Source organism: Sphingobacterium sp. 2149 (assembly GCF_031455655.1).
Lineage (GTDB): Bacteria > Bacteroidota > Bacteroidia > Sphingobacteriales > Sphingobacteriaceae > Sphingobacterium.
In genome coordinates, this window is the sequence record NZ_JAVDTD010000006.1 from 62689 (window position 1) to 86764 (window position 24076).

Consider the following 24076-nt stretch of genomic DNA (forward strand, 5'->3'; position numbering starts at 1 on the left):
TTCGTTCAATTATTTTAATTTATTTTGATAGCTTGCTAATCCTTCAAAGAGCATGGCTGCACTTGTATAGGCCGTAATTTCACTGTTGCCAATCGGTGGCTGCGCCCAGGATGGGCCAAAGAACAACGTCGGTAGACTCGTTCCCTTAGTCCAGGCAATTTTACCATTATTGACCAAAAACTTCTCAAACTTACTGCGGTAGGCTGCATCAATTCCTCCCTGATTTAAATAGTCTACGAAATATCGTATAAATATTCCCTTAAACAATGCGCCGTCGCCATTTCCCTCGTCGCGCAAGATATTATTCCCGCCATCGATACAACGTGTGATCGTGTAATAACTAATTTTTTGCGCATCAACTAGATAAAGCTGGTCATTCGTAATCTTAAAAAGCTCAACCGCGCTACCAAGGAACGTTCCCTGATTATACGTAAGGGTCGTCATATCCACATTACCTGTCTGACCATTAATATTATCATAAACAGCACCTGTTGACGGATTATACAAGGTTGCCTTTTGCCATTCGTAGATCTTCTTTGCCCAGGTCAGGTAGTTTTCATCTTTTGTCAAACGATATAATCTAGCTGCCAGAATGCTAGCTGGCCCATTCGAGCAAGCATTTTTGCTATAGCGCATATCTTTCTTCCAAGCCAATCCGCCGCCTGCATATTGCTCATCCCATGCACCAGTAATATCTTTCCATAAAAGTAATACCGTATCGAGATATTTTTGCTCCTTGGTAATTTCATATAAGCGCAATATGGTCAATGCATTCCATTCCATATCATCATAGAATACATTATAATAAGTATTGCCATTTTTGATCTTCACACCTTCAAACCATTTGCTGAAATAGGCACTATACTTGGCATCTTTCGTCCGTAGATAAGCATCGATAACAACATCCATGGCATGTGCGTTGGGCCAATATTGAAATCCCAGATCGGATTGATTGATCGCATTATTAAAATATCCGGACTCATTCCAGAACCCGGCGATCATCTTATCGGAAACCTGTGTTGCAATAGCTGTCCAGCTTTCGTCTACGGAGTCTTCATACGGGTAGCTGTCCTCAATCTTGGTGCATCCAAAGAGTAGAAACACTATGGATGACAGTATAATCATTTTATTCATCGGGTCTCCTCCTTTAATTTGGTACTACAGTATGCGTATAGTCTTTGTCGCCTTGTAAAATCATCGCTATTTTTGTTGGATGGCCGTCTACGGCATCCGCAAATTTCCATTTATCGTCCCATTGCGAGAGATTGGGCAATATGCGAACGAAATAATAAGAAGGAGCTGATGAACTATTTGGAGGACTGTCCGTACCGTTTTGAGTTCCCAGCTGTAAGGTTTCAGCCTTTCCGGCCTTGACGGTTTCCATTTGGAATTTATACCGTTGGTCGCGGCCCCAACTTTCCTGTTTAAAATTGATGATACCTGTAGCAGACCAAATTCCCTTCCCTTGATAAGGTAGATCCAACACCACAGCTCCGGATGGCGAGAAATAAACGCCCACGTTTTTGATCTCGGTGTAGGTCACTGCTGCAACATTGAAATCAATTCGAATACGATATACTGCCGTCTTAGCAATGCTGTTACTTCCGGTTTCACCTTCTTTTATTTTGGTTTGATCTTCCGAATAGAAAATACGTCCCTCAGCAGACTTGCGATCCGTAAAAATATATTTTTTTCCGGCTTCCAATTTTGTAAAGATCTCATATTCACCATTCCCCACCAATTTAAAAGGTAAAGATGCGGCAACATCCGTCCCACCCTCAGTTGCCTCTCCAGTGATAAATAAATCATCCGGGATTTCCGCAAAGCCTTCCAGTGTTTTGATGTTCAATACCTTCTTAGCTTTGCTCAACACCCGTTTCATTCCACGGATAGCATAGACTGACCAGATTACATCGCCGCTCTCACCAGGGTTGATCCCCGCTTTTGTTGCTACCTGATTCAATATTTTGTGACTGATATTGGCGCCGTTTGAGTTTCCATTATTATCCGAGGTGACTGTATATAGAGGCTTGCTAAAATCGCCGCCGGACTTGTCAAAGACAACTTCATATTGAGCTGCCCCACCGTCGGCCACCAAGGCCGACTCCCACTCAAAATACAGCGCTGCGGAGCTGGAACTTAATAATTTGACAGCTTTTCCATCTGCAGGGGCATATAGGTTCTCAACAGCAGACACCTCTGCGTCAGCGTATTTCATATCGTTTTTTTTACAGGAAACGATGCTCGCAGCCAATGCGACCATTGCTATAACTTTAAAATACCATTTCATGTCTTTATCATTATTTATGGTTCGAAACGTGCATTTTTTTAATGCGCCGTTTGCGCTTGTTTTTTAATTAATTTAGTTTGAGTAGCCCTGATTGTTAGGAAATAAATTTTTATTTAGATCGATCTGGGTTCGTGGTATCGACCAGAGATAGTCTCTACTTTCATCAAATCGACGAATATCCAGTTTGATATTACTATTGTTACCACCATATTTAGCGCCCAATACCTGGCCGTCCAAATAAGTTTTACCCGCCTTCCAGCGCATGATATCATAGTAACGCAATCCCTCAAGTGCGAGCTCGCTTCTCCGCTCATTTCGGACCATTGTTTTTAAGTCCCCGGTCGTCGGGAAGTCCAGCGCTTTTGATGCTTCAAAACCTGCCCGCCGACGAATAGGTCTGATCGTCATGTCCCATACTGCGGCATTCAGTTGTCCCAGTGCTTCTTTTGCTTCTGCATACATCAATAAGATATCGGCGTACCTGAACATGATGATGTTCAATCCGGCATCATATTTTACCGTTGCTGTTACATCGTAGTATTTCTTTACGTAATAACCTGTCGCGGAAGCGTTGGCACTGGCCCCCTGATATTCGTCGAGGCGTTCCTTGTCGGTTGTGCCCGAGCCGGGTTTGATAAAGATCTTGCGTGTTGTACCTTCAAAATCAGTCCATTGTCCGCCATGAAAGACGATGGTTGCGGCCATGCGTGGATCGCGGTTGACATAGGGATTACTGTCGTTATATTGCGGATCCGTTGCAATGGTATTTCCGCCCAGTGTCAAATAATTATCAACCAGACTTTGTAATGGTGCATAACCGTTCAAACGTGCCTGTGCAGAGATCGGTGCTGCATCATATAACTTATTCCAGGTTTTTAAAAGAGGTACATAAGCATAATCCAGAATAACCTCTGAATTATATTCATTGGCTGCAGTAAACAACTCAGGATAACTGCGGAATAATGCGTAAGTTCCAAATTCCGTTTGTTTTTTCATCAGATTTTCACAGTACTCTATTACTTTATTCCAATTACTTTCATACAGGTAGGCCCGGGCTTGAAAGGCTGAAGCGGCGCCCTTGGTAATCCGGCCGCGGTCGTCTGCCGGTAAAGCATCTTTGTTCGGTAGATCGGCCATGCATTGATCCAACTCCTGATGGATAAATGCCATAATAGTCGCTTTTTCTGTCCGTGGTAGAGCCTTGGACTCTTCCATTGAGATATCTTTCGTGAAGAAAGGCACAGCGCCATAGAAATTAACAAGTCTAAAATAGAGAAATGCACGTATAAAGCGCACCTCGGCGATACGGCGTTTTTTGAGTGCCGCATCCATTCCGGGTACACGCTCCACATTCTCTAAATAGACATGGCAGGTCTTAATACCGCCGTAGAGATCGGACCACTCTGCCCCAAAGCGGCCCAGTGTCGGATCGGCAGTTCCATTACGGATTGCACGCTGGTCTGTGTTTGAGCGCCCCTCAAAAATATTATCACTTAGGGCTTCATCATTCCACATACGATCTGCTGAATACAGCTGATTATAGGCCATATTGACGATTTTTTCGGCATTGTCTGCGTAGTCCCAAAAATTTTCATCGGTAAAACGATCTGTTGGCAGCGTATCCAACTTATTACAGGATGTTAATTGGAGAATTGCCATTAAACTCAAGCCTCCTACAAGTATCTTATATAGTTTCATTACATAAAAGGTTAGAATTGAATATTTAATCCACCGCCATAGTATTTCAACGTCGGATAATTGCGGGCACTATTGGCCGATCCACCCATGTTAGAATCAAATTCGGAGGATTCGGGATCTATCCAGGAGTTTTTGCTCAAAGTCAGCAAGTTTTGGGCATTGATAAAAAAGCGAACGCGCTGCAATCCCAATTTCGACACTAGTTCTTTTGGCAGCGAATAACCTACCTGTATATTTTTCAATCGGGCATATTTCCCGTTGAAAAGATAGAGATCAGAATCTTTCCCAAAATTGTTGGTCGACGCTGTTGATCCATTTGCAGTCAATCGTGGCCAGCGTCCATCAATATTAGTCGGTGTCCAGTAATCGAGTTGATGCTGATAAATGGTATAGGAATAATTCTGATGAAATGGTTCGATCAATTCTCCGCGGATCATCATATCGCGCTTGCCTACCCCCTGCCAGAACATACTAAAATCAAAATCTTTATAATTCAGGTTATAGGTCAGCCCAAATGTAAACCTCGGGAAACCGTTGCCCAACACAAAGCGGTCCCGTGCATCGATAATTCCATCGTTATTCCGATCCACATACTTTACATCGCCGGGACGCAGATCTGCTGCAGCAATACCGCTCGGTAAGGCCGAAGTTTCAATATCCGTTATATTTTGGAAGAATCCGGCCATCTTGTACCCATAATAGGAATTATAAGGTAGCCCAACACGCGTCAATTTAGTAATGTTATCGACTGTCGAAATACGGTCATCGCCGGGCATCGCAATAATCTTATTGTGACTATCGCCCATATTCGCATTGATCGTGTGTTGGAAATCGCCTGTTGTAGCACGGTAGCTAAGATTGATTTCCCAGCCCTCATTGTTCATCTCACCTAAATTCTGATTCTTTAGGGAGGTTCCGAATGTGGAAGGTATTTGTGGCGACATCAATATATCAACCGTACGCTTTTTAAAATAATCGAAACTGGCCGTCAATTTATCATGAAAAAAGGTGGCGTCCAACCCAACATTGAAATTATAGGTTTTCTCCCAGCGTAGATCCAGACTGGCATAATTAAATCCTGCAGCAGAAACAGGTTTGTTGTTAAATCCATAACTGTTCTGATAGGATTCATAGGTAAAATAATACGCGTAGTCGTCTACGGCCTGATTGCCAAGAACACCATAGGTAGATCGGATTTTTAGGCTACCGACATGTTGTTTATACCAATTCATAAATACTTCGTCGGATGCCCGCCATCCGAGGGATCCCGAAGGAAAGAAGCCCCAGCGATTAGCTTTCGAAAACTTAGAGGAGCCATCGTAGCGAAAGCTAAATTCGGCAAAATACTTACTTGCAAAGTCGTATCCGGCACGACCGAAGATCGAATTGATACTATTTTGCAGTGTCCCATTTGGTGTTACACGGGCACTCACAGGGTCAATAACTGTTCCTGTGGTAGGTGTACCGAGGATAGGATCAGTAAATTTCATTTTCAGTTCGTTTTGTCGGCGTGTATAGGATTCGTTGGATGCTCCAAATAGACCTGATACATGATGACTGCCAAAAGTCCGGTCATAATCCAGGAGCAGCTGAAAGTTCAGTAAGGAAGCTTTTTCGTTAAAATCTTCCGTATTACGGTCTGAATTGACGTAGACCTGAGGTTGCGTGGCGTCCGGATTGGAATATAATGGCACCTGGATTCTACGGATAGAACGGTGATCGGCATAGATGTCCGCTCCGAAGATACCACGCAGTTTTAAACCTTCGAAGAGTTTTGCTTCGAGATTCAGGTTGATATTAAAATAGTCGTTATCGTTTTTGATATAGCCGCCTTCATTCAGTTCAGCCAAAGGATTTTGATCTGTCAGTGCATTGTTGACAAGATATTTTCCATTGTCAGCCTGCATGCGATAGTAGTAATAAGGCGGAAGTCTGGAAGCATTGATAATGGCACTTCCGGCCGTATTGCTCATGTTGTTGTTGCGTGTATAGGCTAAGATTGAGGTCAGTTTAAAACGGCCTATCTCTGTACTGAGGTTGCTCCGCAAATTGTACCGCTTAATGCCAAAGTCCTGTCCGACAAAGTTGCTGGGCTGATTGTAGAAGCCGCCTGAAAACAAATAGGAACTTTTATCGCCGCCCCCGGCCACACTGATATTATATTTTTGCTGGAAAGAGTTCTTCATGATTTCCGGCAAGTTCCACCGCTCGATATCCTGATGGGCATATAAGTCTGCGATAGCCGCTGGTGAAAACTGAGGATCCATTCCTGAGTTGGTCAGCGCAAGATTACGAAGGGTCGCATTTTCATATCCTGCAACCGGTGAAAATAAAATTTTGGGTTCTTGCACGCCCCACTGTGTGCCGACAGTCACTGCAGGCCGCTGATTTTGGCGTCCTCTTTTGGTGGTTACCAAAATAACGCCATTGGCAGACCTTGAACCGTATATCGCCGTAGAACCTGCGTCTTTCAATACCGACACCGTTTCGATATCATCCGGATTGATCTTATTGAGCGTTCCACCTTCTGTAATAATTCCATCGATCACCACCAGCGGTGCATTACTGTTTATGGTAGATATCCCACGAATATTGATATTCATCGAATTATCGTTGGGGTCCATGCTTTTCTGTTGGATGGTCAAGCTGGGCGAGGCTCCCTGAAGAGCTTGCGTTACATTGCCTACAGGTCGGTTTTCAAAAGTCTTCGCACTGATCTGATCAACGGCGCCGACAACACGCTGACGTGTCGTGGTACCATAGCCGATTACGATAACTTCTTCGAGCTGACTGTTGCTATTTTTCATGATTACATTGAGCTGCCCCGATCCATCGGTCCGCAGGGAGGACAGTTCCCCGGTCAATGCATCATAACCAACAGAGGAGAATATCAGGGTCGCTTTGGGCGAAAGGTTTGTGAGCGTAAATAGACCATCACCATTGGTGGTAGTACCTATAGATTCATTATCTTTGACCCGCACAGAGACATTTGCGAGCGGTTCGCCACGGTCATTGGTCACCCGTCCTTTTACAGGAACCTGATTTGGGGTCATCGTAAACGCCATCGGTGCGGACTTTATAGAAGCTTTTGGCTTATCATAAATGACCACAGTCTTATTATCCAACTGGTAAGACAATGGCTGATCTTTAAAAATCTGGTCCAATACATCCGACAATTGACGGTCCCTAACTTTTATGTCAACAGACTTCGCGTTTACCATCTGCCGTTCCGTGTACAGAAAATTATATCCCGTCTGGGATTTGAGTTCCCTAAATATTTTCTTAAGGCTCATGTTGGAGTATTCTAATGTTACCTTTTGTGCAAAGGTGGTAGCGCTAACCTGCATAAAAGTAACCAAGATAATTATGGTTGTCAATCGCATAATAAGCCATAGTTTACGGAATAGCAGATACGCTATCTCCTTTTTTCTGATATAATTTTGATACATTTGTAAGGTTTATTTGCAGTGTATTCGAGTCGTCCAAAACAGAAACATACTGCAGATTGGATAGTTAAATTTAATTGTCCCTAACGGCAACCGAGTCCCTTCAGGATCTTGGTTGCTTTTTTATACCCCCACCTTTGTGGCTATTCGTTTTGTCGTTTTTTGTTCATCGGTTCGTTTATTTAGGTTATTGTGTAATTAATTATTTACAGGATCATTACGGAAGTACATGTATTTTTTTTCCGTCTATTCTGAAATGTACGGCACCCGTTTTTTCGAGCAGGCTTAAGACTTTTTGAACATCATCAAAACGCGATATTCCGCCACCAAATTTCTCGGTTGTTTTTTTACCCTGATAGATGACCTCGACATTATACCAGCGTGCAACCTTGCGCATCACGCTTTCGATATCATCTTCGTCAAACATAAATTCGTTGTTTGTCCAGGCAATAACCGGAGCTGTATCTATTGGATGGGATTTTAGCACCCCATGCGCTGTAAGGCTCGACTGCTCTCCCGGCGCTAATAGCAATTTTTGATTATGGGAACTGACCTGCACACGACCCTCAAGAAGAGTAGTCTGTACCGCCGATTCGTCGGCATAACTGTTTACATTGAAATGAGTACCGAGCACTTTGACCTGCTGATCTGCTGCCTGAACAATAAAGGGCTGTTTGGCATCCTTCGCTACCTCAAAATAAGCTTCACCGGTCAGTGCGACAGTTCTGTCTTTCTGATTGGCAAAACTAACGGGATAGCTGAGCGAAGAGGCCGCATTGAGCCATACCAGTGTACCATCAGGTAGTTTAATCCGATAGGTTTCTCCTTTGGTTGTCGATAAGGTATTATGTTCGCTATCGCCTTGCGTCTTACCGCTGACCTCGTAAATCAGTTGGCCATCCGTTGTTTTAGAGATTCTTATGCCCGATTGTTCCAAAAGCCGACCATTCTGTGCTTCATGTAGACGAATCTGCTTGCCGTTGGCCAGCGTTAAGGTGGCGGATTGTTTTCCCGGCGATATTACATTTTGTGCAGCTTGCGGAGCTACGCTTTTATGTTCAACGGCAAAAAACCAGCGACCAATAAAAAACAGTCCAATAATAGCCGCTGCGATTGCGCCGATACGTTTCCAATCCCACAGCGATCTTGTTTTCGGTTTATTGATCTGAAGATGCAATTGGTCCCAGGTATTATCCAGTACAGCCAATAAGGTTGGATCATCCAACAGATGTTGATCGATGGGATCTTCCAAAACCTCCTGAATGAGTTCTTGAAGTAATATTTTATCCTTGCCTGATTTTACATAGGACAAAAACGCACGGGAATTTTCTTCGCTAAGTTTCCCCTGTATATACTGCCTTAGCGTATATTGAAGTGTTTTCTTTTCCACAATTGGTTACTCTCTTTTCAGCTAATACACTTCAGCGGTATAGATCATCTGCTCTGTCTGCAAATTTATTTTACTTTTTTTCTGTGCAATGAAAATTTTATGCGTTAATGCTGTTGGAGAAGTAAAAATGAAATAATGAGCAATGTGGATTTATCCAGGATCCCATGTTTCTCTTTTATATATTTCGTAGCTTTTACGATATGGTCGTTAATTGTAGAAGTCGATATACTCAATAAGTCGCTTACTTCGGCGTAGGTTTTGCCCTCAATTTTACAAAGCTTGTAGATCAGTTTGCGTTGCGGCGGCAGCTGGTCAATGGTCTGTGACAGCCATTCTTCATACTGCTTTTCATAGAGTTCCTCTTCGACGTGACTGTATAAGGCTGTATTGTGAAGGCTGAGATAGGCCTGAACTTGTTTTTCGAGGTTATTTCGTCGGATAAAATTATAGACAGTATATTTAGCGATCTGGAATAGATAAGATCGAAAAGACTGCTCGGGATCAATCAACTCCCGCTTATCCCATACTTTAATAAATACTTCCTGTAACAGTTCGACTGCATCTTCTTCAGACTTGACCATCTTACGGATGTTGAGATAAATACGCCCACTATACATACTGTAGACCTGCCGGAAAGCACGCTGGCAGCCGGAACGAAGGGAGATCAAGACAGACTTCTCTTCAGCGTAGTCGTATTTTTGTGTATCCATGGTCAAGTTTTACCCTTTCCTCGATAGCAAATATTGCTAAACGTTTATTGTATTTGGTTATCTATTTCCAATCTTAAAAGTTATGGTATAAACTAGTAAGGCTCATAAATTAGTGAGCGCCATACAAGATAACTACGTGAAGCACGAATATTTCATCATATTGCCGTTCCCCCTTTATCGTTTAACTTGCATAAGGACTATCTAAGATGGTTATATGCAAATGTACTAAAAACTAAAACGGTTTTGCCTATATTATTCTTTTTTTCCCAAGCAACCGTGTTATTCGTTAACTACATTTTTGGTTGCTGATCCGAAAACTAATTTTCTGAACAATAGTGCGAATCACGCTCATCACTTAATTCCGAATCGTTTGGAATGAAATAGGGAATCCTGTTATACCATTTGAAATAGGAGCTAAACAGTAGATTTTTCCGGATAGCAAGCAGGATCACATCGAACACAAACAGCCTTAATAACAAAGAAAGGAGTAGAAAGCTACTGCATTCTACTCCTTTTTAGCCTTTTCTAAAAGTGGAACTTTTGGCTGAAATTTAACGGTACTTGAGCGAACTGTTTTACAACAAAAACCCTCATTGCCAACCCATTAATACTAGTATGTACTGCTGTTGTATTTTTTTACTTCCACCAGTAATAATAGTTATGATTGCCATCGTATTCGAAACCGCAACGTGGATAGAGCTTATTACCTATATCGTTTGTCTTTTCAGTTTCAAGCATCAATCCGCAGGCTTCCGTATCGACGCACCATTGTTTTGCTTGGTTTATTAATACTACCGATAAACCGTGTCCGCGATAATCAGGATGCACAAACAGATCACTCAACAAATATTGCTTCGCCAGTTTAATATAATGGTACAATTTGTATAGCTGTACAAAACCAACAGCTTTATCATTTGCATATACCACAAAAATAGTGGATTGATCGTGAATCATTCGTTCCCGCACAAACTCTCTACATTGCTGGTAGTCTTCGTTCTGGCGGTAAAAAATCCGGTAAAGGTTAAATAGTTCTGCGGTTTCGTCTAATTCGTTGAGACCTACTTTTTTAATATTAAACTCCATTTTTTATGATTTTTATTGATGGTACAAAAATAGATGATAGTGAGCTGGGCCTAGTGGTACAGTTTATTAAAAAACTGGTGTTTCAGTGCTTAAAATTGGTTACAGCTTTCGATCTTACATTGATCCTAATTGTATTGAATGGGCTATCCGGGGCTTTACATGAATTACTCGTCTGCTTTTGACGTTATTGTACGCTGTTTATAATCAGATTTGAACATATAAAGCCCGAAAGCTCTGAATAGGCTCCCGGGCTTTTACAAGACTTACATTTGCATTAGCCGGTAACAATGCTGAAAAGAGGTTGTACACCAGCAAGCTTTAACTTTGATAAACTTCGTTTTCCATAGCTGAAAGTATGCCAGCCAGTTCTGCTATTTCCATTTCATCGAGGGACTGAATAGGGCTTTTAAATCCACCGCCACCTACTTCGAGCAAATCCAGACCTGCCTTTATGGAGCGTGGTAAACCTTTGGCGACAATAAATTTCAGCAGCTCAATCTGCTGGTAGAAAACCCTTCTCGCCCGGTCTAGATGATTTTTCTCAATGGCGTCATAAAGCGCTATGTTCAGTTCAGGTATCAGATTAGGCGCAGCGGTACACCAACCCCGTGCACCTGCAGAAAAAGCGGCCAAAGCCAGCGGATTCGAACCATTGAAAAAAGCGACTTCTTCGCCCAATACCTTTCTCAAATAATGCATTCGCTGAATATCTCCAGTGCTCTCCTTAATCATCGTGACGTTTGGAATCTCCAGTAGACGTTTCAACAATGTAGGCGACATATCCACGCCGCCCGTAGCCGGATTGTTATATGCCATAATAGGGATAGAAATTTTGGACGCCACTTTGTCGTAGTGCTTTACAATTTCGTCATCGGTAAGTTTCCAATAGCTCATTGGAATAATCATTACCGCTGTTGCTCCTGCTTTTTCGGCAAATCTTGCATGATAAACGGTTCGCTCCGTTGTAAGATTTGAAACCCCTACCAGTGTAGGCAATCTGCCTGCCACCTGTTGCATCGTAGCTTCCGTAATGGCTTCTTTTTCACCATCATTCAGATAAGGCATAACGCCAGTACTCCCCAAGGGAGCAATACCGTGTACTCCAGCTGTCACTAATCGCTCTACCTGCTTTTTAAACAAGGGAATATCGATGTGCTCGTTGTTGTCAAATGGTGTAATGGGATAGGCAATCACACCTTTAAATGGTACTGTGCTCATTGTGTAAATCTCATTTAAAAATTAAAAATCTCTTCCTTCTTCTTCACGGAGTGCTACTCCGAGGTTTTGAAGTTGTGGCGCATTTTCGCAGGCAATATACTTTGCTGGTTGGCTATCGCTCAGATTTTGGTGCTGATGCCACGCCCACGACGGAATGTAGACCGCATCACCTGCTTCCCATTCCACAATTTCATCTTCCACTTTTGTCCAACCCTTACCTTCGAGCACATACAAAACGGTCTCATAGGTGTGGCGATGTAAATGCGTTTTCTGTCCAGACAGTAAACCACCGATAGTCATACTCACATTCTTACTTGGCAGATCCACAAAGAATACCGGATGCTTTCTTTCCTCCGAAAATTGATTATGTACCCCAGCGTTCTCAACATTTTTATGGATAACATGTGATGGCTTTACATATGTTGGCCGGGCAAATGTTTGATGAAAATCTTTTGAACTGAATTGTTTTTGCTCTTCATGAATAGACTTCTTTAGTTCTGCAGCTGTTTCTAATTTTGCCATTACTGAAATTATTATTTGTTTTTTGCACTATTGCATGACAAAAGTATTGTATTTTTGGACTGTATTAATGATGCAGTTTTTACAAAAATTGATAGTCCAGATGTTACGCGATTGGAAGTTTGAAATACAATTAGATGAGAAATTGCGTAAGGCTGTTTACCTACAAATTGCCGATGCTCTAATAAAAGATATTCATTCGGGACGATTACATCCTGGTGATGCTTTACCCGGAAGCAGAAACTTGGCACAACTATTAAAAGGCAATAGGAATACGGTTGTAGAAGCGCTGAATGTACTGCTGATTGAAGGCTGGCTTGTTTCTAAGGAACGAAAGGGTACATTTGTCGCTGATACATTGCCTAATTTTAAAGATGGGCACAGTAGTGATAAGTTAACTGGAAGTATACAGCGTACTGCAAACCAGCATTATCATTTACGGTTTGATGATGGGCATCCGGATACTAAAATTGCTCCTATTAGTGAGCTAGCTCGCGCTTATCGTCAAATTTTCAACCAAAAAGCTAAGTGGCAGATGATGGGCTATGGCAATGAATTTGGAGATTTTGAATTTCGTAAAACAATTGTTCAAATGCTCAATCATCAAAGGGGGATGCAGGTAAACGAACATCATATCTGCATCACAAGAGGAAGTCAAATGGCGATGTATCTCACTTCACAATGTCTTTTTACTAAAGGCGACTATGTGATGATAGAAAACCCTGGTTACAAACCCGCATGGGAAGCATTTGAACATGCGGGGGCCACGCTGTTGCCAGTTAATGTAGATCGCAACGGTCTAATCATGGAAGAGGTGAGTCACTATCTGAAATCTTATAAAAAAATAAAGGCTATTTACGTAACGCCGCACCATCAATATCCGACGACGGCAACCCTGAGTTTAAAGAGAAGATTGGAATTAATACAGCTTTCCAACACCTATGGTTTTACTATTATTGAAGATGATTATGACAATGAGTTTCACTTCGGATACCGTCCGCTATTGCCGTTGTCAGGTTTTTCAGAACTAAAAAACTATGTATATATCGGTACGCTAAGCAAGGTAGTAGCCCCAGCATTGCGTATTGGCTATCTGGTAAGCAATAACACTGGCTTAATCAAAAATGCGGGCAGCCTGCGAAAAATAATTGATGTTCAGGGAGATGGTATTATGGAGCAGGCAGTGTTACAACTTATCAAGGATGGTACGATTAAGCGTCATATCAAAAAGGCAAGTCATTATTACAGAACTAAGAGGGATTTTATGGCGGGTCTGTTAAACAAACATTTCGCCGACAAAGCAACATTTACCTTCCCCGAAGGTGGTTTAGCATTTTGGATAGTTCCGAATAAGGACGTGGATTGGTCGTATGTTGCTGGGAAATTAGACAGCGTCGGAATTCAAATCATTCTACCCAATACTTATAGCCTCGATAAGCCGGTAACAGGCATCCGGTTAGGTTATGGATCACTATCTGAAAAAGATTTGGAAGAAGGAATTATCGCATTGTCGAAGGTGCTATAAGTAAATAGTCTCAATTGTAAACAATTTAAACTAACTTTGCTTTAAAAAGATCTTTACTTCAGTCCCTTGTCCAGGTTCACTGATTAAGTCTATCTTTCCACCCGCTTGCTTGACAATAGTATTTACCAGATAGAGCCCTACTCCGGATCCATCAACCAATTTGGTAGCCCGCGTAAATTTCTCAAAAATTGTTTGCTTATCCTCAGCTCCCATACCGATCCCATTATCCTTGACAGACACAACAATATAGTCACCCGCGATGAATGATCTCACTAGAATTTCCGGAGGGCGTGTCTCTGGGGTATATTTCACCGCATTATGGATTAAATTATAGAGCACGCTACGCAGCTTACGCCTTACGAAATTAAATTCCGAAACAGCTAAATCATCACGAATAATCGCATCGGTTTCTATAAGCTGCTGTGCTAAACTCAAACGTACGTCTTCTAAAATACTAGGAAGATCGACCAATTCAGATGATGCCTGATACTTTTGCTTTTCCCAACGACTTTCGGTCAGATCGTGAATTATTTTTTTTATCTCTATCAAGCTTTTTTCGTGATTTTGCATTAAAGGCAGGAATTTCTGGGAATTTTTATCCTTTACTTCCTTCATTAACCCAAATGTAAGGTTGAGTACTAATAATGGATTTTTGATATCATGGGCTAGCGTATCTAGCAGCAACTCATGCTCCAAAACGAGCCGTTCTTGTTCCTTAAGATCTTTCACCCTCGGAGTAATATCGACAAATGTAATAATCACACCGTTTGTCCGGTTCTCTTTACGAACATGATAAGGAAGTATATTCATCTGATACCACCTTAAATCTGTTGTCTGTATCTCTTTCTCCAGGATTTTACCAGTTGCCATAACGGTATTTATATTATTGATAAAAGTCGGAAATCGAAAATTTCCCCTTACATTTTCAAGGGACATTCCTATGAACTCTGGCTTAAGATCAAATTGCTTCATCGCTGGCGGAGTAAACTTCCTTAATATTAAGTCCGCATCCACAAATAATTGTGGGACGATGGTATTGCTAAAATAATTTTCCAGGTCTTCGTTGAGTTGAGTTAAGTCTTCAATTTTATTGTCTTTATTCATAGAAGCACAGTATATTTTACCCTTAAAAACAAGCTAAAATAGATATTGTTTTGACTTCCCTACCTATACAAAACCTGGTAAAAGGCCATTTATACGTCTTAACAGCATTTAGTGAGCAGTATTTTACTCAGAAGCAGGGTAGGAAAATTTATTTTTTTATTTTTCCAATAGCTGCTAATTTTACTGGTTGTTTATACAGAGCTGTATGGGGATTTCAATGAAACTTTCAGCCCTTTACTAATCTTTAATGACACTCTTGGTCTTATCCATAGTTGAACTGCGCCTTACCATAAACGTCATTCTGATATCGGATAACGCCACTTCGTCAATAATCTCAAAACCTTTTTTCCTATAAATTCTTACATTCAATGGATTAGCAGTTTCCAGATAGACATCTTTTCCAGAATTTTCGGCCTCAGTCAAAACAGGATCCAATAATCCTTTTGCCAAGCCTTTCCCCTGTCGCGAAGGCATTACACCGATACATGCCAAATATAAATATGGTTTTTGATCGCTTATGTGCGCATCCTTAAGTTTCAACAGCTTGAGTGAACGGAAAACTGTCGAAGGCCCCATATAAAGTAAGAACTTAAGATTTCTAAATAGTTGTGCCGCTGTTAGACGCGTTTTGTTTTGAGATTGCCACAATGCTACAGCATTTCTGGTTGGATCAATAAATATCTCGCCATTAATCAATGTTTCTTCTACGATATAATTTGCGAGAAAATAAATCTTTTTTTCAAAGTTTTTTTTTCCAATCATCCACTTAAAGCAAGGATCATCTACAAATGAACTACATATAACATCTACCACGCGGGCAGCATCTGTCTTATTTACTTTCTTGTTTTCCATAAATACAAAAAACTGAAATTAAAACACCAATAAACATGACAATTGTCAATAAAATCAGTAGACAGACGCACCTATAAATTGCGTCTAAATTTTGCCGCGAATCCTGCTCAAGGTTTCCACTTTAACGCCGATATAAGATGCGATATATCGGGTACTGACGGTAGAAATTAACTGTGGATAATGATCCATCAAAAATTGATATCGTTCCAAAGCTGTTGTATGCTGAATAAATCGTAAACGTTCATCTAAAAGAAGTGTGTAGGCAATAATTAGTTTTCTCTCCAACGCTAATAAAATAGTATTGTCTTTTTTCAACATATCAAAATCAGCTACAGAAATACGATAAACCGTCACGGGGCTAAGTGCCTTAATATAGTCGGTACTTTTGACTTTAAACACGGCTGTTCTAAAATCCGCTACAATATCTCCAGGAAAGGTGAAGCTTGTAACAACTTCTTCCGTGTCTCTCATATAATAGTTCACTAAGATTCCGGTCTCCACCACATAATAATACAAATTTCGCTGTCCGGGTGATAATAATAAGGTGTTCTTTGGAAATTTGACCAGCTCAACAAAATCTGCGATCTGCTCATCTATGGCGGTCTTTAGATCTTTCAGTACGGAGGTTGCATAATTTTTGTAAAGCATCATATATATAAAATCATGTGAACGAATAACCACATATGAAGCAAATAAAACGAAAAAGTTTTAAAGTCAGCTTATACCATCTTCGAATCATTCATCATCACGCTGCAGTGACGCTTCTATCGTGTCATAATAAAAGTTAAACCCCACACCCCTAATTTTCTCGTCACTGACGCGCGACCCCTGCAGTAGCATAGCCGCCATTTCGCCATACAATAGCTTTAACATAAAGGCAGGTACATTAGGTAAAAAGCTTGTTTTATCAAATGATTTGAGGAGGGAATAAGAAAAATCATTCATAGTAATATGTTGAGGAGCAACAGCATTATAAACACCTCGGAGATCCTCTTGATGGAGTATAAACTCGTATAAACGCCCCAAATCACGGATATCGATCCAAGGAAGGTATTGCTTTCCGTCGCCCACTGACACATTAATACCAAGTCTTGCCAACGGTGAAAGCTTAGCATACATCCCTCCCGCTTTACCCACGACAATACCCTTTCGCAATATAACAGTTTTGACGCCTAGGCTTTCAAACTGCCTTGCTGCCTTCTCCCATAACTTACAGATGTCTGCCAAAAAATCACTTCCGCTATTAGCATCTTCCGAAAATATTGTATTGGTTGTACGTGCACCGTAATAGCCAACTGCCGATGATGAAATGATTTTATCAATCGCAATAGCATGATGCTCGATGTATTTGTAAATTAAATTCAGTGACAACACCCGGCTTTCGATCAGCTCCAAACGCCGTTTAGACGTCCATCTCCCGGCGCTGATATTTTCACCTGTTAAATTAATAATGGTATCCACTCCCTCGAAAGCTTTAAGATCGATGTAGCTCTTTTCCAAATCCCACTTAAAAAACTTTGTTCCGCTCTCCTCAGGTTCAGCGAGAGACTGACGTGTTAAGACGTGTACCTCATAACCAAGGTCTGTGAGGTGGGAAACGAGATAACCACCTACAAAACCAGTACCTCCTGCGATCAAGATCTTTTTCATATGCTAGCTCGTTTAACCTTCTGTATTACCTGCGGAAGCGCGGCTTTGAACCAATATGTATAACGTGTGGGATGAACAGAAATATCCATTAAAATTTGCTCAATCGACCACCATTTAAAATCAGCGGCCTCTGATGGATTAGGTATTGGATCAGTATCGATACATCCTATGAACACATGATCATACTCATGCTCAATCAAATTATTTTCCACTTTAGCATGATAGATAAAGGAAAAAGAAAAACTTAATTCACAAGTAATGCCCATTTCAAAAAAAAGCCTCTCTTGAGCACTATCTAGGACATCCTCGCCAATCTGGGGATGCGAGCAACATGTGTTTGTCCAAAGGCCGCCCCCATGATATTTATCCAACGCCCGTTGTTGCAGCAGGAGTTGTCCGCTACTGTTAAAAATAAATATTGAAAAAGCACGGTGCAATAGTCCTTCTTTATGAGCAGCCAGCTTATCCATCTGACCGAGTTGTTGATCGCTTTCATCTACAAGGATAACATGATTTCTATCCATAGTTCTGTAATTTTAGAGAAGAGACAAGTGACTTTCTGCCTCGAAATTTATACTTCAATTTATAAATACGCCATTTTGTACCGTAAATAACTCTTTACTGCAACCAAGCCTTTTTGAAAATTCGGTATCCGAATCCGATTTTCTAAAATTTCTTTTGAAGATTTTCTACGAATCTTGGCAAAAAGTGATAGATAATATTTATAAGCTAAATAAACCCCAAACTTTGAAGATGCAGGCAGTTTTTTTATTCCCAAAAGCGCTTCCTTAAATTCACTGTGAATTTCATGCTCAATCTGACTTTTGATCGCATTATCAAAAACTGTCATATCCAAATTGGGAAAATACGTTCGTCCAAGAATATGATAATCCTGTTTAAGATCACGTAAAAAATTTATTTTCTGAAATGCAGATCCGAGTTTCATCGCATAAGGTTTTAACTCTTCATACTGCGCGCTATCTCCCTCCGTAAAAACTTGTAAGCACATGAGTCCCACAACTTCTGCCGAACCATAGATATATTCTCTATAGCGTTCGGCATTGTAATCGATCTTGGTCAGATCCATTTCCATACTATGAAGAAATTGACGAATCAGTTCAGGATCTACCGCATACCTGTGCACAGTTTCCTGAAAAGATTGCAATATGGGATTTAACGAAATTTTCTCTTCTAAAGCACAGTTTGTATCGGCATATAAGCGTGCTAAAAGGCGCTTTTTATCATAACCGTGAAAACTATCTACTATTTCATCTGCGAGCCGCACATAGCCGTAGATTGCATAAATACTATTGCGAATGCACGGTTTTAGTGCCAAGATACCGAGTGAAAAGCTGGTACTATATTTTTCGGTCGTTCTTTTGCTTACTTCATAAGCGAGCTCATCAAATAGTTTCTTCATGGTCTAATAATTTAGGATCTAACTGCACGCTAGAATGAATAATTTGAGATCAAAAAGTCGCTTTCATTTCACCTAGCTACCTCTATATGTAGAATATCCAAATGGACTTACAGTGATTGGAACATGGTAATGTTTATCGTCTTTTATCTCAAAAATGACTTCAATAAAAGGATAAAAGGTTTCCAGCTTTTGACTGATAAAATAGTTTTCTGTATAGAACTTAAGTTTATATATCCCTTTATTATCACCCTTTCCAACGACTAAAAAATTACCGATACGACCATTACTATCCGTTTCTTCACTGGCTATAGTAATCCATTCCTTATTCGGCATCAGTCTTTCCAAATCAACTTTGACATTTGGTGCGGGACTTCCTTTAGCAATATCCAAAATGTGACTTGACAATTGATATTTATTATTTTGTCCATATGCTGTAAATCCAAACAACATACAAAACAGCATGATAAAATAGTTATTAATATTCATATCTATTTATTTAAATCTCTTTCATTACTCAACTTATTTACCTCAGATACGGCTTAATCAATGCCCACACCCTCTAATCAATTTGCAATAACATCCATTTATTACTCAACTCGATTTACAGCCTATAGTGAACGAATCATTCGCTGGCATGATCACGGCTCAATCTAAATAGACCATAAATATACCATTATTGTTTAAATAAATTTAAAAAACACTTTTTTAAGTTCAAAAACAAACTAAAACAATAAATAATGCTAAACCCAATATTTTGTAATCTTAATCTTCGTATACATTATCATGCGCTATAATATAAAGCTGCTGATACTACTTAGAAATGGCATAAGACTTCAATGAATTTTATTACCGTTATTTTATTAGTCATAAAGAAGTTCTTAAAATTCTTCTTCAAATATAGTTTATTAAAACTCCAATTTAGTATTAAAAAATACTAAATTAACGAGTAAATTAACAGTAAAATGGTTGAAGGCACATATTCTACCTCTAAATCATTATAACAACATGGCTAAAAAGACCAATATACACTTAATAATCAATAGATTATACAATAATAAACTAGGGAATACGTATCTAATAAAAAGATTAAGCCAAGCCTAATCTTTTATTAAATACTGTTCGAGATGGCTCACTTCTTTCTTGTCAATCAAAGTATGGTGATGATGATCAAGCTTTGCAAGTAATATGATCAATAGATCACGTTCTGCACTGGAAAGATTTCCAGTTAATATATTACCTACAATTTTCATTTTAGGTAGCACCTTAAATAATTCGGCTCGCCCTTCATCGGATATACATATTGGTTTAGCTCTTTTATCAGAGACTTTGGGTGCCTCTTCGATTAAACCAAGTCGCATTAATCTTCGAATGACTTCAGTACCCGAGGCCTTTTCGACAGCATTTTTTCGAATCAGTTCTGTTTGAAGAAGTTTGTCATAAGAAAATAACACCATTAAGAAGGTAAAGTCTTCTGGAGACTGTAGATGAGTCCCTTCAAATGCCAGTTTGATATAATGTTTGGCATAACGGTTCATCATCAAAAGTAGTTTTCCTAAATCTTCTGCTGGAACGTCCCTATCTTCTACAAGCGCATGTTCTCCCCCGACTTTTCGTGTTTGAGTCATCCCAATCGAATTTTTGAGATACATGTATTTTAGGAAATCATCAAGTGTGCCATTTGCTGATTCATTGGTGCAGTAATCTTCGAGCTCTTCAGCTATTTCGATCAAAAGATCTTTTCTTATCATCACGACTTTCTCTTCTTTACAAATGAAAGAATTTTATTGCGAAAAAAAAATTAAAAGGCACGTGTATCTAATGTAACCATGAGCAAATTGGCGTGGAAGCTCAATCGTCTACTCGCTTTTCACCGATAACGATGTCGCCAACAATGGATCTTAAATAGCCTTCATAAGCAATATTCAATCCCTCGATGATTGTTGTATCGTGTGCGTCAATATCGCCCAGTATTTTCTTATCATCATAGTTATTTCCAACAATGGCTAAGGAACAATGTTGGCTTTGTAATGGAAAAAGTCCGACCCCTATTATTTCCTCTCCAAATTTAACAAACCAAGTTTCTTCACTATGGTCTGTAGTTGTGTTTGGTATATGTATGGCCTGCTTCAGGTCTTCACACTGAATAATATCAAAATTCATCTTGTTTATCTATTTAACATAGATAAGACAGCTTGAAATGGAATATTGTTTTTTGAAACTTAAGAATAGACTATATTAGTCGATTAAGGAGATAATTACGCTATTTTAAGTCGATACGGCTGCCTTGAGTTTACAGCCGTACCAACTAAATAAAAATTAGGTCTTAACTATAGGATTTTAGAGTGCACCTATAAACTACTTAGCAAAAATTTCAGCTAGTTTTTTATCTAATTCTTCACCACGCAAATATTTAGCAATGATTTTTCCATTTGGATCAACCAGGAAATTCATAGGAATAGCCTTGACATCGTACATTGCTCCAGCTTCGTTTTCCCATCCTTTGAGATCCCCCACCTGTTTCCAAGTCAGCCCATCATCTTGAATAGCTTTTAACCATTTTGCTTTATCCGCGGCCTTATCCATGGAAACGCCTAGAATTTCAAAGCCTTGTTTCTGATATTTCGCATAGGCTTTTACTAAATTTGGATTTTCACGACGGCACGGGGCACACCAAGATGCCCAAAAATCAATGAGTACATACTTTCCACGGTAGTCTGATAACTTGACCGGTTTACCGTCCACATCGGGTTGTGTAAAATCTTGTGCTTCTACCCCTTCGCTTGTTTTTTTAACCAAAGCGATACGCTTAGCGAGATCCTTTCCGAGGATAGAGTTCTGTAAACTTGGATCCAATGTGCCAAATATTTTTTCGGCTTTGATGGCATCAAATTCGGGCGGTAATGTGGAGTTGAAAGCCATCAACGCCATGTAGCTTTTGGGATTTTTGGCGACGTAATCCAATTTTGCATCTATTGTCTGCTGTTGTATCGCATTAGCCCGATCCTCTAGGGTTTTGATATATTTGGGATCTTGTTGGTCTGCGAGCGATTTGGATTTATACTCATTTTCAAGTCCCTCATACTGATCATATATTGGTTTCAGCATGGCATTAACGCGTTCATTTTCAGCATTCAAAGGCGATCCAGTTATTTTCGCATGTTTGATAGAATCTGCAGCTGCGAATTTGATCGTTGTTCCTTCTATCAAAAATGCTAATATATCCTGCTTAGGTGGTTTGGCGGGATCAAAAGGAGCATTATCGTGGATGATACGCAAATGTGCTTCCATCGGTGAAGGAATGCTTCCTTTAAACTCAAATTTACCGTCTTTCATATCTACGGAATCAATGCGTTCTTTTCCGTCATAGTTAAGACGAAGATAAGCTTTTGCAGGTTTGTTTAGTTTACCTACAGTTCCTTGTAAAGTATAATTTTGTTGCGCATATCCCAAAGCTGGCAATATGCAGGCTAAAGCTAAAGCCCATTTTATATTCTTCATATTGATATAATAATTATTGTACTATTTTAAAATCTATTTAGACACTTTCGTCACGCCTTTTTTTATGCTTTGCCCAACGATATTTGTCTGTAAAAGTTGTTTATAAAGCTTATCATCACGAAGGACTAATAAGGCCTCCCTGAAGCTCTTGTTAGACTCATTTCTGACACGTGCCATATAATCGCCACCGGTGTAAAGCAAAGAAGCAACCTTTGCTTTAAATTCAATATCAATGGCATCATGAGCGTCTAGATGACTTTCCGGCGGGATAGTAATGGATCGCTTATGTGCTCCGGCAACAAGTTGGCGGTGAACTTCTTTAGGGACTTTAAAGCGGGAATTAAATGCATCAAAGTTCGGATATGCACTCAGAAGCGCTGTACGATTCTGCTGCACAAATTCAATCCCTCCTTTAGCGACAATACCGTTGTTCATCAGCTGCGCCATCCACGTGCTATATTCATTGGTATCGATAGGCACAAAACGGTCCGGCATAATTCCGCCGCCCCCATACACCGTTCTTTTATTTCCCAATGTGCTATACTTTAAGGAGTCTGGAAAAGAAATATGTCCTTCTTCCAGCAGCTCTTTGGATGCCATACGGCGATTAAAATCCTGAAAATAATCTTCCTTTCCTTTTGTGTAGGGTTTTTGAATCGACCGACCGGAAGGGGTATAGTAACGTGCGCCGGTAAGCTGCATTTGTGAACCATCGGATAATGGAACGGGTTTCTGCATTAACCCTTTTCCAAAACTGCGCCGACCGATGACCACGGCACGATCCCAGTCCTGAAGTGCTCCTGTAACGATTTCACTGGCTGAAGCCGTGGACTCATCAATTAGGACGACCAATTCCCCATCATAAAATTGACCATAACCACCAGTGAAGTAGTAATCTTTTCCGCCTTGGTTTGGTACGGAATAAAACACAATTTTTTCTTTGGGCAAAAACTCGTCAGCGACACCAATAGCAGATTGCACATACCCGCCGCCATTACTCTGCAAGTCTAGGATCAATTTTTTCATACCCTGATCTTTAAGACTCTTTAAGGCAGCATCTATTTCCTGACGCGTAGTCTGATTGAAAATTGAAAGGGAAATATAACCAATCTGATTGTCGACCATATAACTTTCGCGAACAGATCTCTCCAGTATATTTTCACGAATAATACTTATCTCCTTACTTTCCTTGCTTCCCGTAGACATTATTGTTAATACCACTGGCACATCTTTTTCGCCACGCAATTTTTCCATAATCTCGCGGTTGCCCCATTTTTCCCCAACGATGCTCTCGCCATCGATCCGGAGTATCTGATCGCCCACACGTAATCCTGCACGCATGGCTGGCCCATCAGCATTTACTTTAGAGACGAAAGTTTGCTCATTGTCTTTTAGGAATTGGATGCCAATTCCAGCGAAACTTCCACTCATGGCCACATTCATCTGCTCCGCTTCCTCACGACTAGTGTACCGTGAATGGGGATCTAAATCCGATATCATCGCTCTGATCGCTGCATCCACCAAATGCTCTTCATTGACCTGGTCGACATAATTCTGCTGAATAAGCTTCAGTGCCTCTTCAAATTTATATTTTGGATTCATCTGCGCCTGCAGCGACAGCCCCACACCAAGCATTCCCACGAGTAAGCTCGTTGCTTTCCTATTCATATTGT

At 40.4% G+C, this 24076-nt stretch carries 22 protein-coding genes; 2 read left to right on the forward strand and 20 right to left on the reverse strand.

Features of this window, described 5'->3' with window-relative positions; translation table 11 throughout:
- Positions 1-9 precede the first annotated feature (9 nt).
- From J2X77_RS10135 to J2X77_RS10165, 7 genes are all read right to left on the reverse strand, one after another.
- Entirely contained in the window at positions 10-1134 is a 1125-nt protein-coding gene (locus J2X77_RS10135) for a glycoside hydrolase family 76 protein (RefSeq protein WP_310080597.1), read from the reverse strand.
- A gap of 13 nt (positions 1135-1147) precedes the next feature.
- Positions 1148-2290: a SusE domain-containing protein gene (locus J2X77_RS10140; RefSeq protein ID WP_310080599.1), complete on the reverse strand. Its 1143-nt coding sequence runs from the start codon at positions 2288-2290 to the stop codon at positions 1148-1150.
- Positions 2291-2362: 72 nt separating this feature from the next.
- Entirely contained in the window at positions 2363-3988 is a 1626-nt protein-coding gene (locus J2X77_RS10145; RefSeq protein WP_310080601.1) for a RagB/SusD family nutrient uptake outer membrane protein, read from the reverse strand.
- A gap of 11 nt (positions 3989-3999) precedes the next feature.
- The gene (locus J2X77_RS10150; RefSeq protein ID WP_310080603.1) at positions 4000-7437 is read right to left on the reverse strand and encodes a TonB-dependent receptor; all 3438 of its coding nucleotides are present in this window, start codon (positions 7435-7437) and stop codon (positions 4000-4002) included.
- A 214-nt stretch (positions 7438-7651) separates the two neighbouring features.
- Positions 7652-8824 (reverse strand): FecR family protein, encoded by a 1173-nt coding sequence (locus tag J2X77_RS10155; RefSeq protein WP_307185392.1) that lies wholly within the window; start codon positions 8822-8824, stop codon positions 7652-7654.
- A 104-nt stretch (positions 8825-8928) separates the two neighbouring features.
- Entirely contained in the window at positions 8929-9534 is a 606-nt protein-coding gene (locus tag J2X77_RS10160; RefSeq protein ID WP_310080605.1) for an RNA polymerase sigma-70 factor, read from the reverse strand.
- A gap of 636 nt (positions 9535-10170) precedes the next feature.
- A complete protein-coding gene (locus J2X77_RS10165) occupies positions 10171-10617 on the reverse strand; it encodes a GNAT family N-acetyltransferase (protein ID WP_307185390.1) in 447 nt (148 codons plus the stop codon).
- 5 nt (positions 10618-10622) lie between these two features.
- Here J2X77_RS10165 and J2X77_RS10170 point away from each other — a divergent pair, with 5 nt between their 5' ends.
- A complete protein-coding gene (locus J2X77_RS10170; RefSeq protein WP_310080608.1) occupies positions 10623-10799 on the forward strand; it encodes a hypothetical protein in 177 nt (58 codons plus the stop codon).
- A 136-nt stretch (positions 10800-10935) separates the two neighbouring features.
- On the opposite strand, the gene J2X77_RS10175 is transcribed toward J2X77_RS10170, so the two are convergent.
- Both J2X77_RS10175 and J2X77_RS10180 read right to left on the reverse strand, forming a co-directional pair.
- Positions 10936-11835: a dihydrodipicolinate synthase family protein gene (locus tag J2X77_RS10175; protein WP_307185389.1), complete on the reverse strand. Its 900-nt coding sequence runs from the start codon at positions 11833-11835 to the stop codon at positions 10936-10938.
- 21 nt (positions 11836-11856) lie between these two features.
- Complete coding sequence (locus J2X77_RS10180; protein ID WP_307185388.1) at positions 11857-12357, reverse strand: cupin domain-containing protein; 501 nt, start codon at positions 12355-12357, stop codon at positions 11857-11859.
- A 100-nt stretch (positions 12358-12457) separates the two neighbouring features.
- On the opposite strand from J2X77_RS10180, the gene J2X77_RS10185 reads away from it, so the two are divergent.
- Positions 12458-13879, forward strand: coding sequence for a PLP-dependent aminotransferase family protein (locus J2X77_RS10185; RefSeq protein ID WP_310080611.1), 1422 nt, complete (start codon positions 12458-12460; stop codon positions 13877-13879).
- A gap of 30 nt (positions 13880-13909) precedes the next feature.
- Here the strand turns inward: J2X77_RS10185 and J2X77_RS10190 are convergent, their stop codons facing one another.
- The 11 genes from J2X77_RS10190 to J2X77_RS10240 form a co-directional block, all read right to left on the reverse strand.
- Positions 13910-14983 carry an ATP-binding protein gene (locus J2X77_RS10190; RefSeq protein WP_307185386.1) on the reverse strand — a complete coding sequence of 358 codons (1074 nt, stop codon included), beginning with the start codon at positions 14981-14983 and terminating at the stop codon, positions 13910-13912.
- Between the two features lie 237 nt (positions 14984-15220).
- Complete coding sequence (locus J2X77_RS10195) at positions 15221-15835, reverse strand: GNAT family N-acetyltransferase (RefSeq protein ID WP_310080613.1); 615 nt, start codon at positions 15833-15835, stop codon at positions 15221-15223.
- Positions 15836-15919: 84 nt separating this feature from the next.
- Positions 15920-16486: a Crp/Fnr family transcriptional regulator gene (locus J2X77_RS10200; protein ID WP_307185384.1), complete on the reverse strand. Its 567-nt coding sequence runs from the start codon at positions 16484-16486 to the stop codon at positions 15920-15922.
- 84 nt (positions 16487-16570) lie between these two features.
- Complete coding sequence (locus J2X77_RS10205) at positions 16571-17485, reverse strand: TIGR01777 family oxidoreductase (RefSeq protein ID WP_310080616.1); 915 nt, start codon at positions 17483-17485, stop codon at positions 16571-16573.
- Positions 17482-18009, reverse strand: coding sequence for an isopentenyl-diphosphate Delta-isomerase (idi, locus tag J2X77_RS10210; RefSeq protein ID WP_307185382.1), 528 nt, complete (start codon positions 18007-18009; stop codon positions 17482-17484). The genes J2X77_RS10205 and idi overlap by 4 nt, the downstream gene beginning before the upstream one ends.
- Before the next feature lie 59 nt (positions 18010-18068).
- A complete protein-coding gene (locus J2X77_RS10215) occupies positions 18069-18905 on the reverse strand; it encodes a phytoene/squalene synthase family protein (RefSeq protein ID WP_307185381.1) in 837 nt (278 codons plus the stop codon).
- A gap of 72 nt (positions 18906-18977) precedes the next feature.
- Positions 18978-19391 (reverse strand): hydroxyisourate hydrolase, encoded by a 414-nt coding sequence (uraH, locus tag J2X77_RS10220; protein WP_307185380.1) that lies wholly within the window; start codon positions 19389-19391, stop codon positions 18978-18980.
- A gap of 611 nt (positions 19392-20002) precedes the next feature.
- Positions 20003-20653 (reverse strand): MarR family winged helix-turn-helix transcriptional regulator, encoded by a 651-nt coding sequence (locus J2X77_RS10225; RefSeq protein ID WP_310080771.1) that lies wholly within the window; start codon positions 20651-20653, stop codon positions 20003-20005.
- Positions 20654-20753: 100 nt separating this feature from the next.
- Complete coding sequence (locus J2X77_RS10230; protein ID WP_307185379.1) at positions 20754-21065, reverse strand: hypothetical protein; 312 nt, start codon at positions 21063-21065, stop codon at positions 20754-20756.
- A gap of 195 nt (positions 21066-21260) precedes the next feature.
- Entirely contained in the window at positions 21261-22403 is a 1143-nt protein-coding gene (locus J2X77_RS10235; RefSeq protein ID WP_310080623.1) for a TlpA disulfide reductase family protein, read from the reverse strand.
- Positions 22404-22436: 33 nt separating this feature from the next.
- Positions 22437-24071: a S41 family peptidase gene (locus J2X77_RS10240; protein ID WP_310080625.1), complete on the reverse strand. Its 1635-nt coding sequence runs from the start codon at positions 24069-24071 to the stop codon at positions 22437-22439.
- Positions 24072-24076 lie beyond the last annotated feature (5 nt).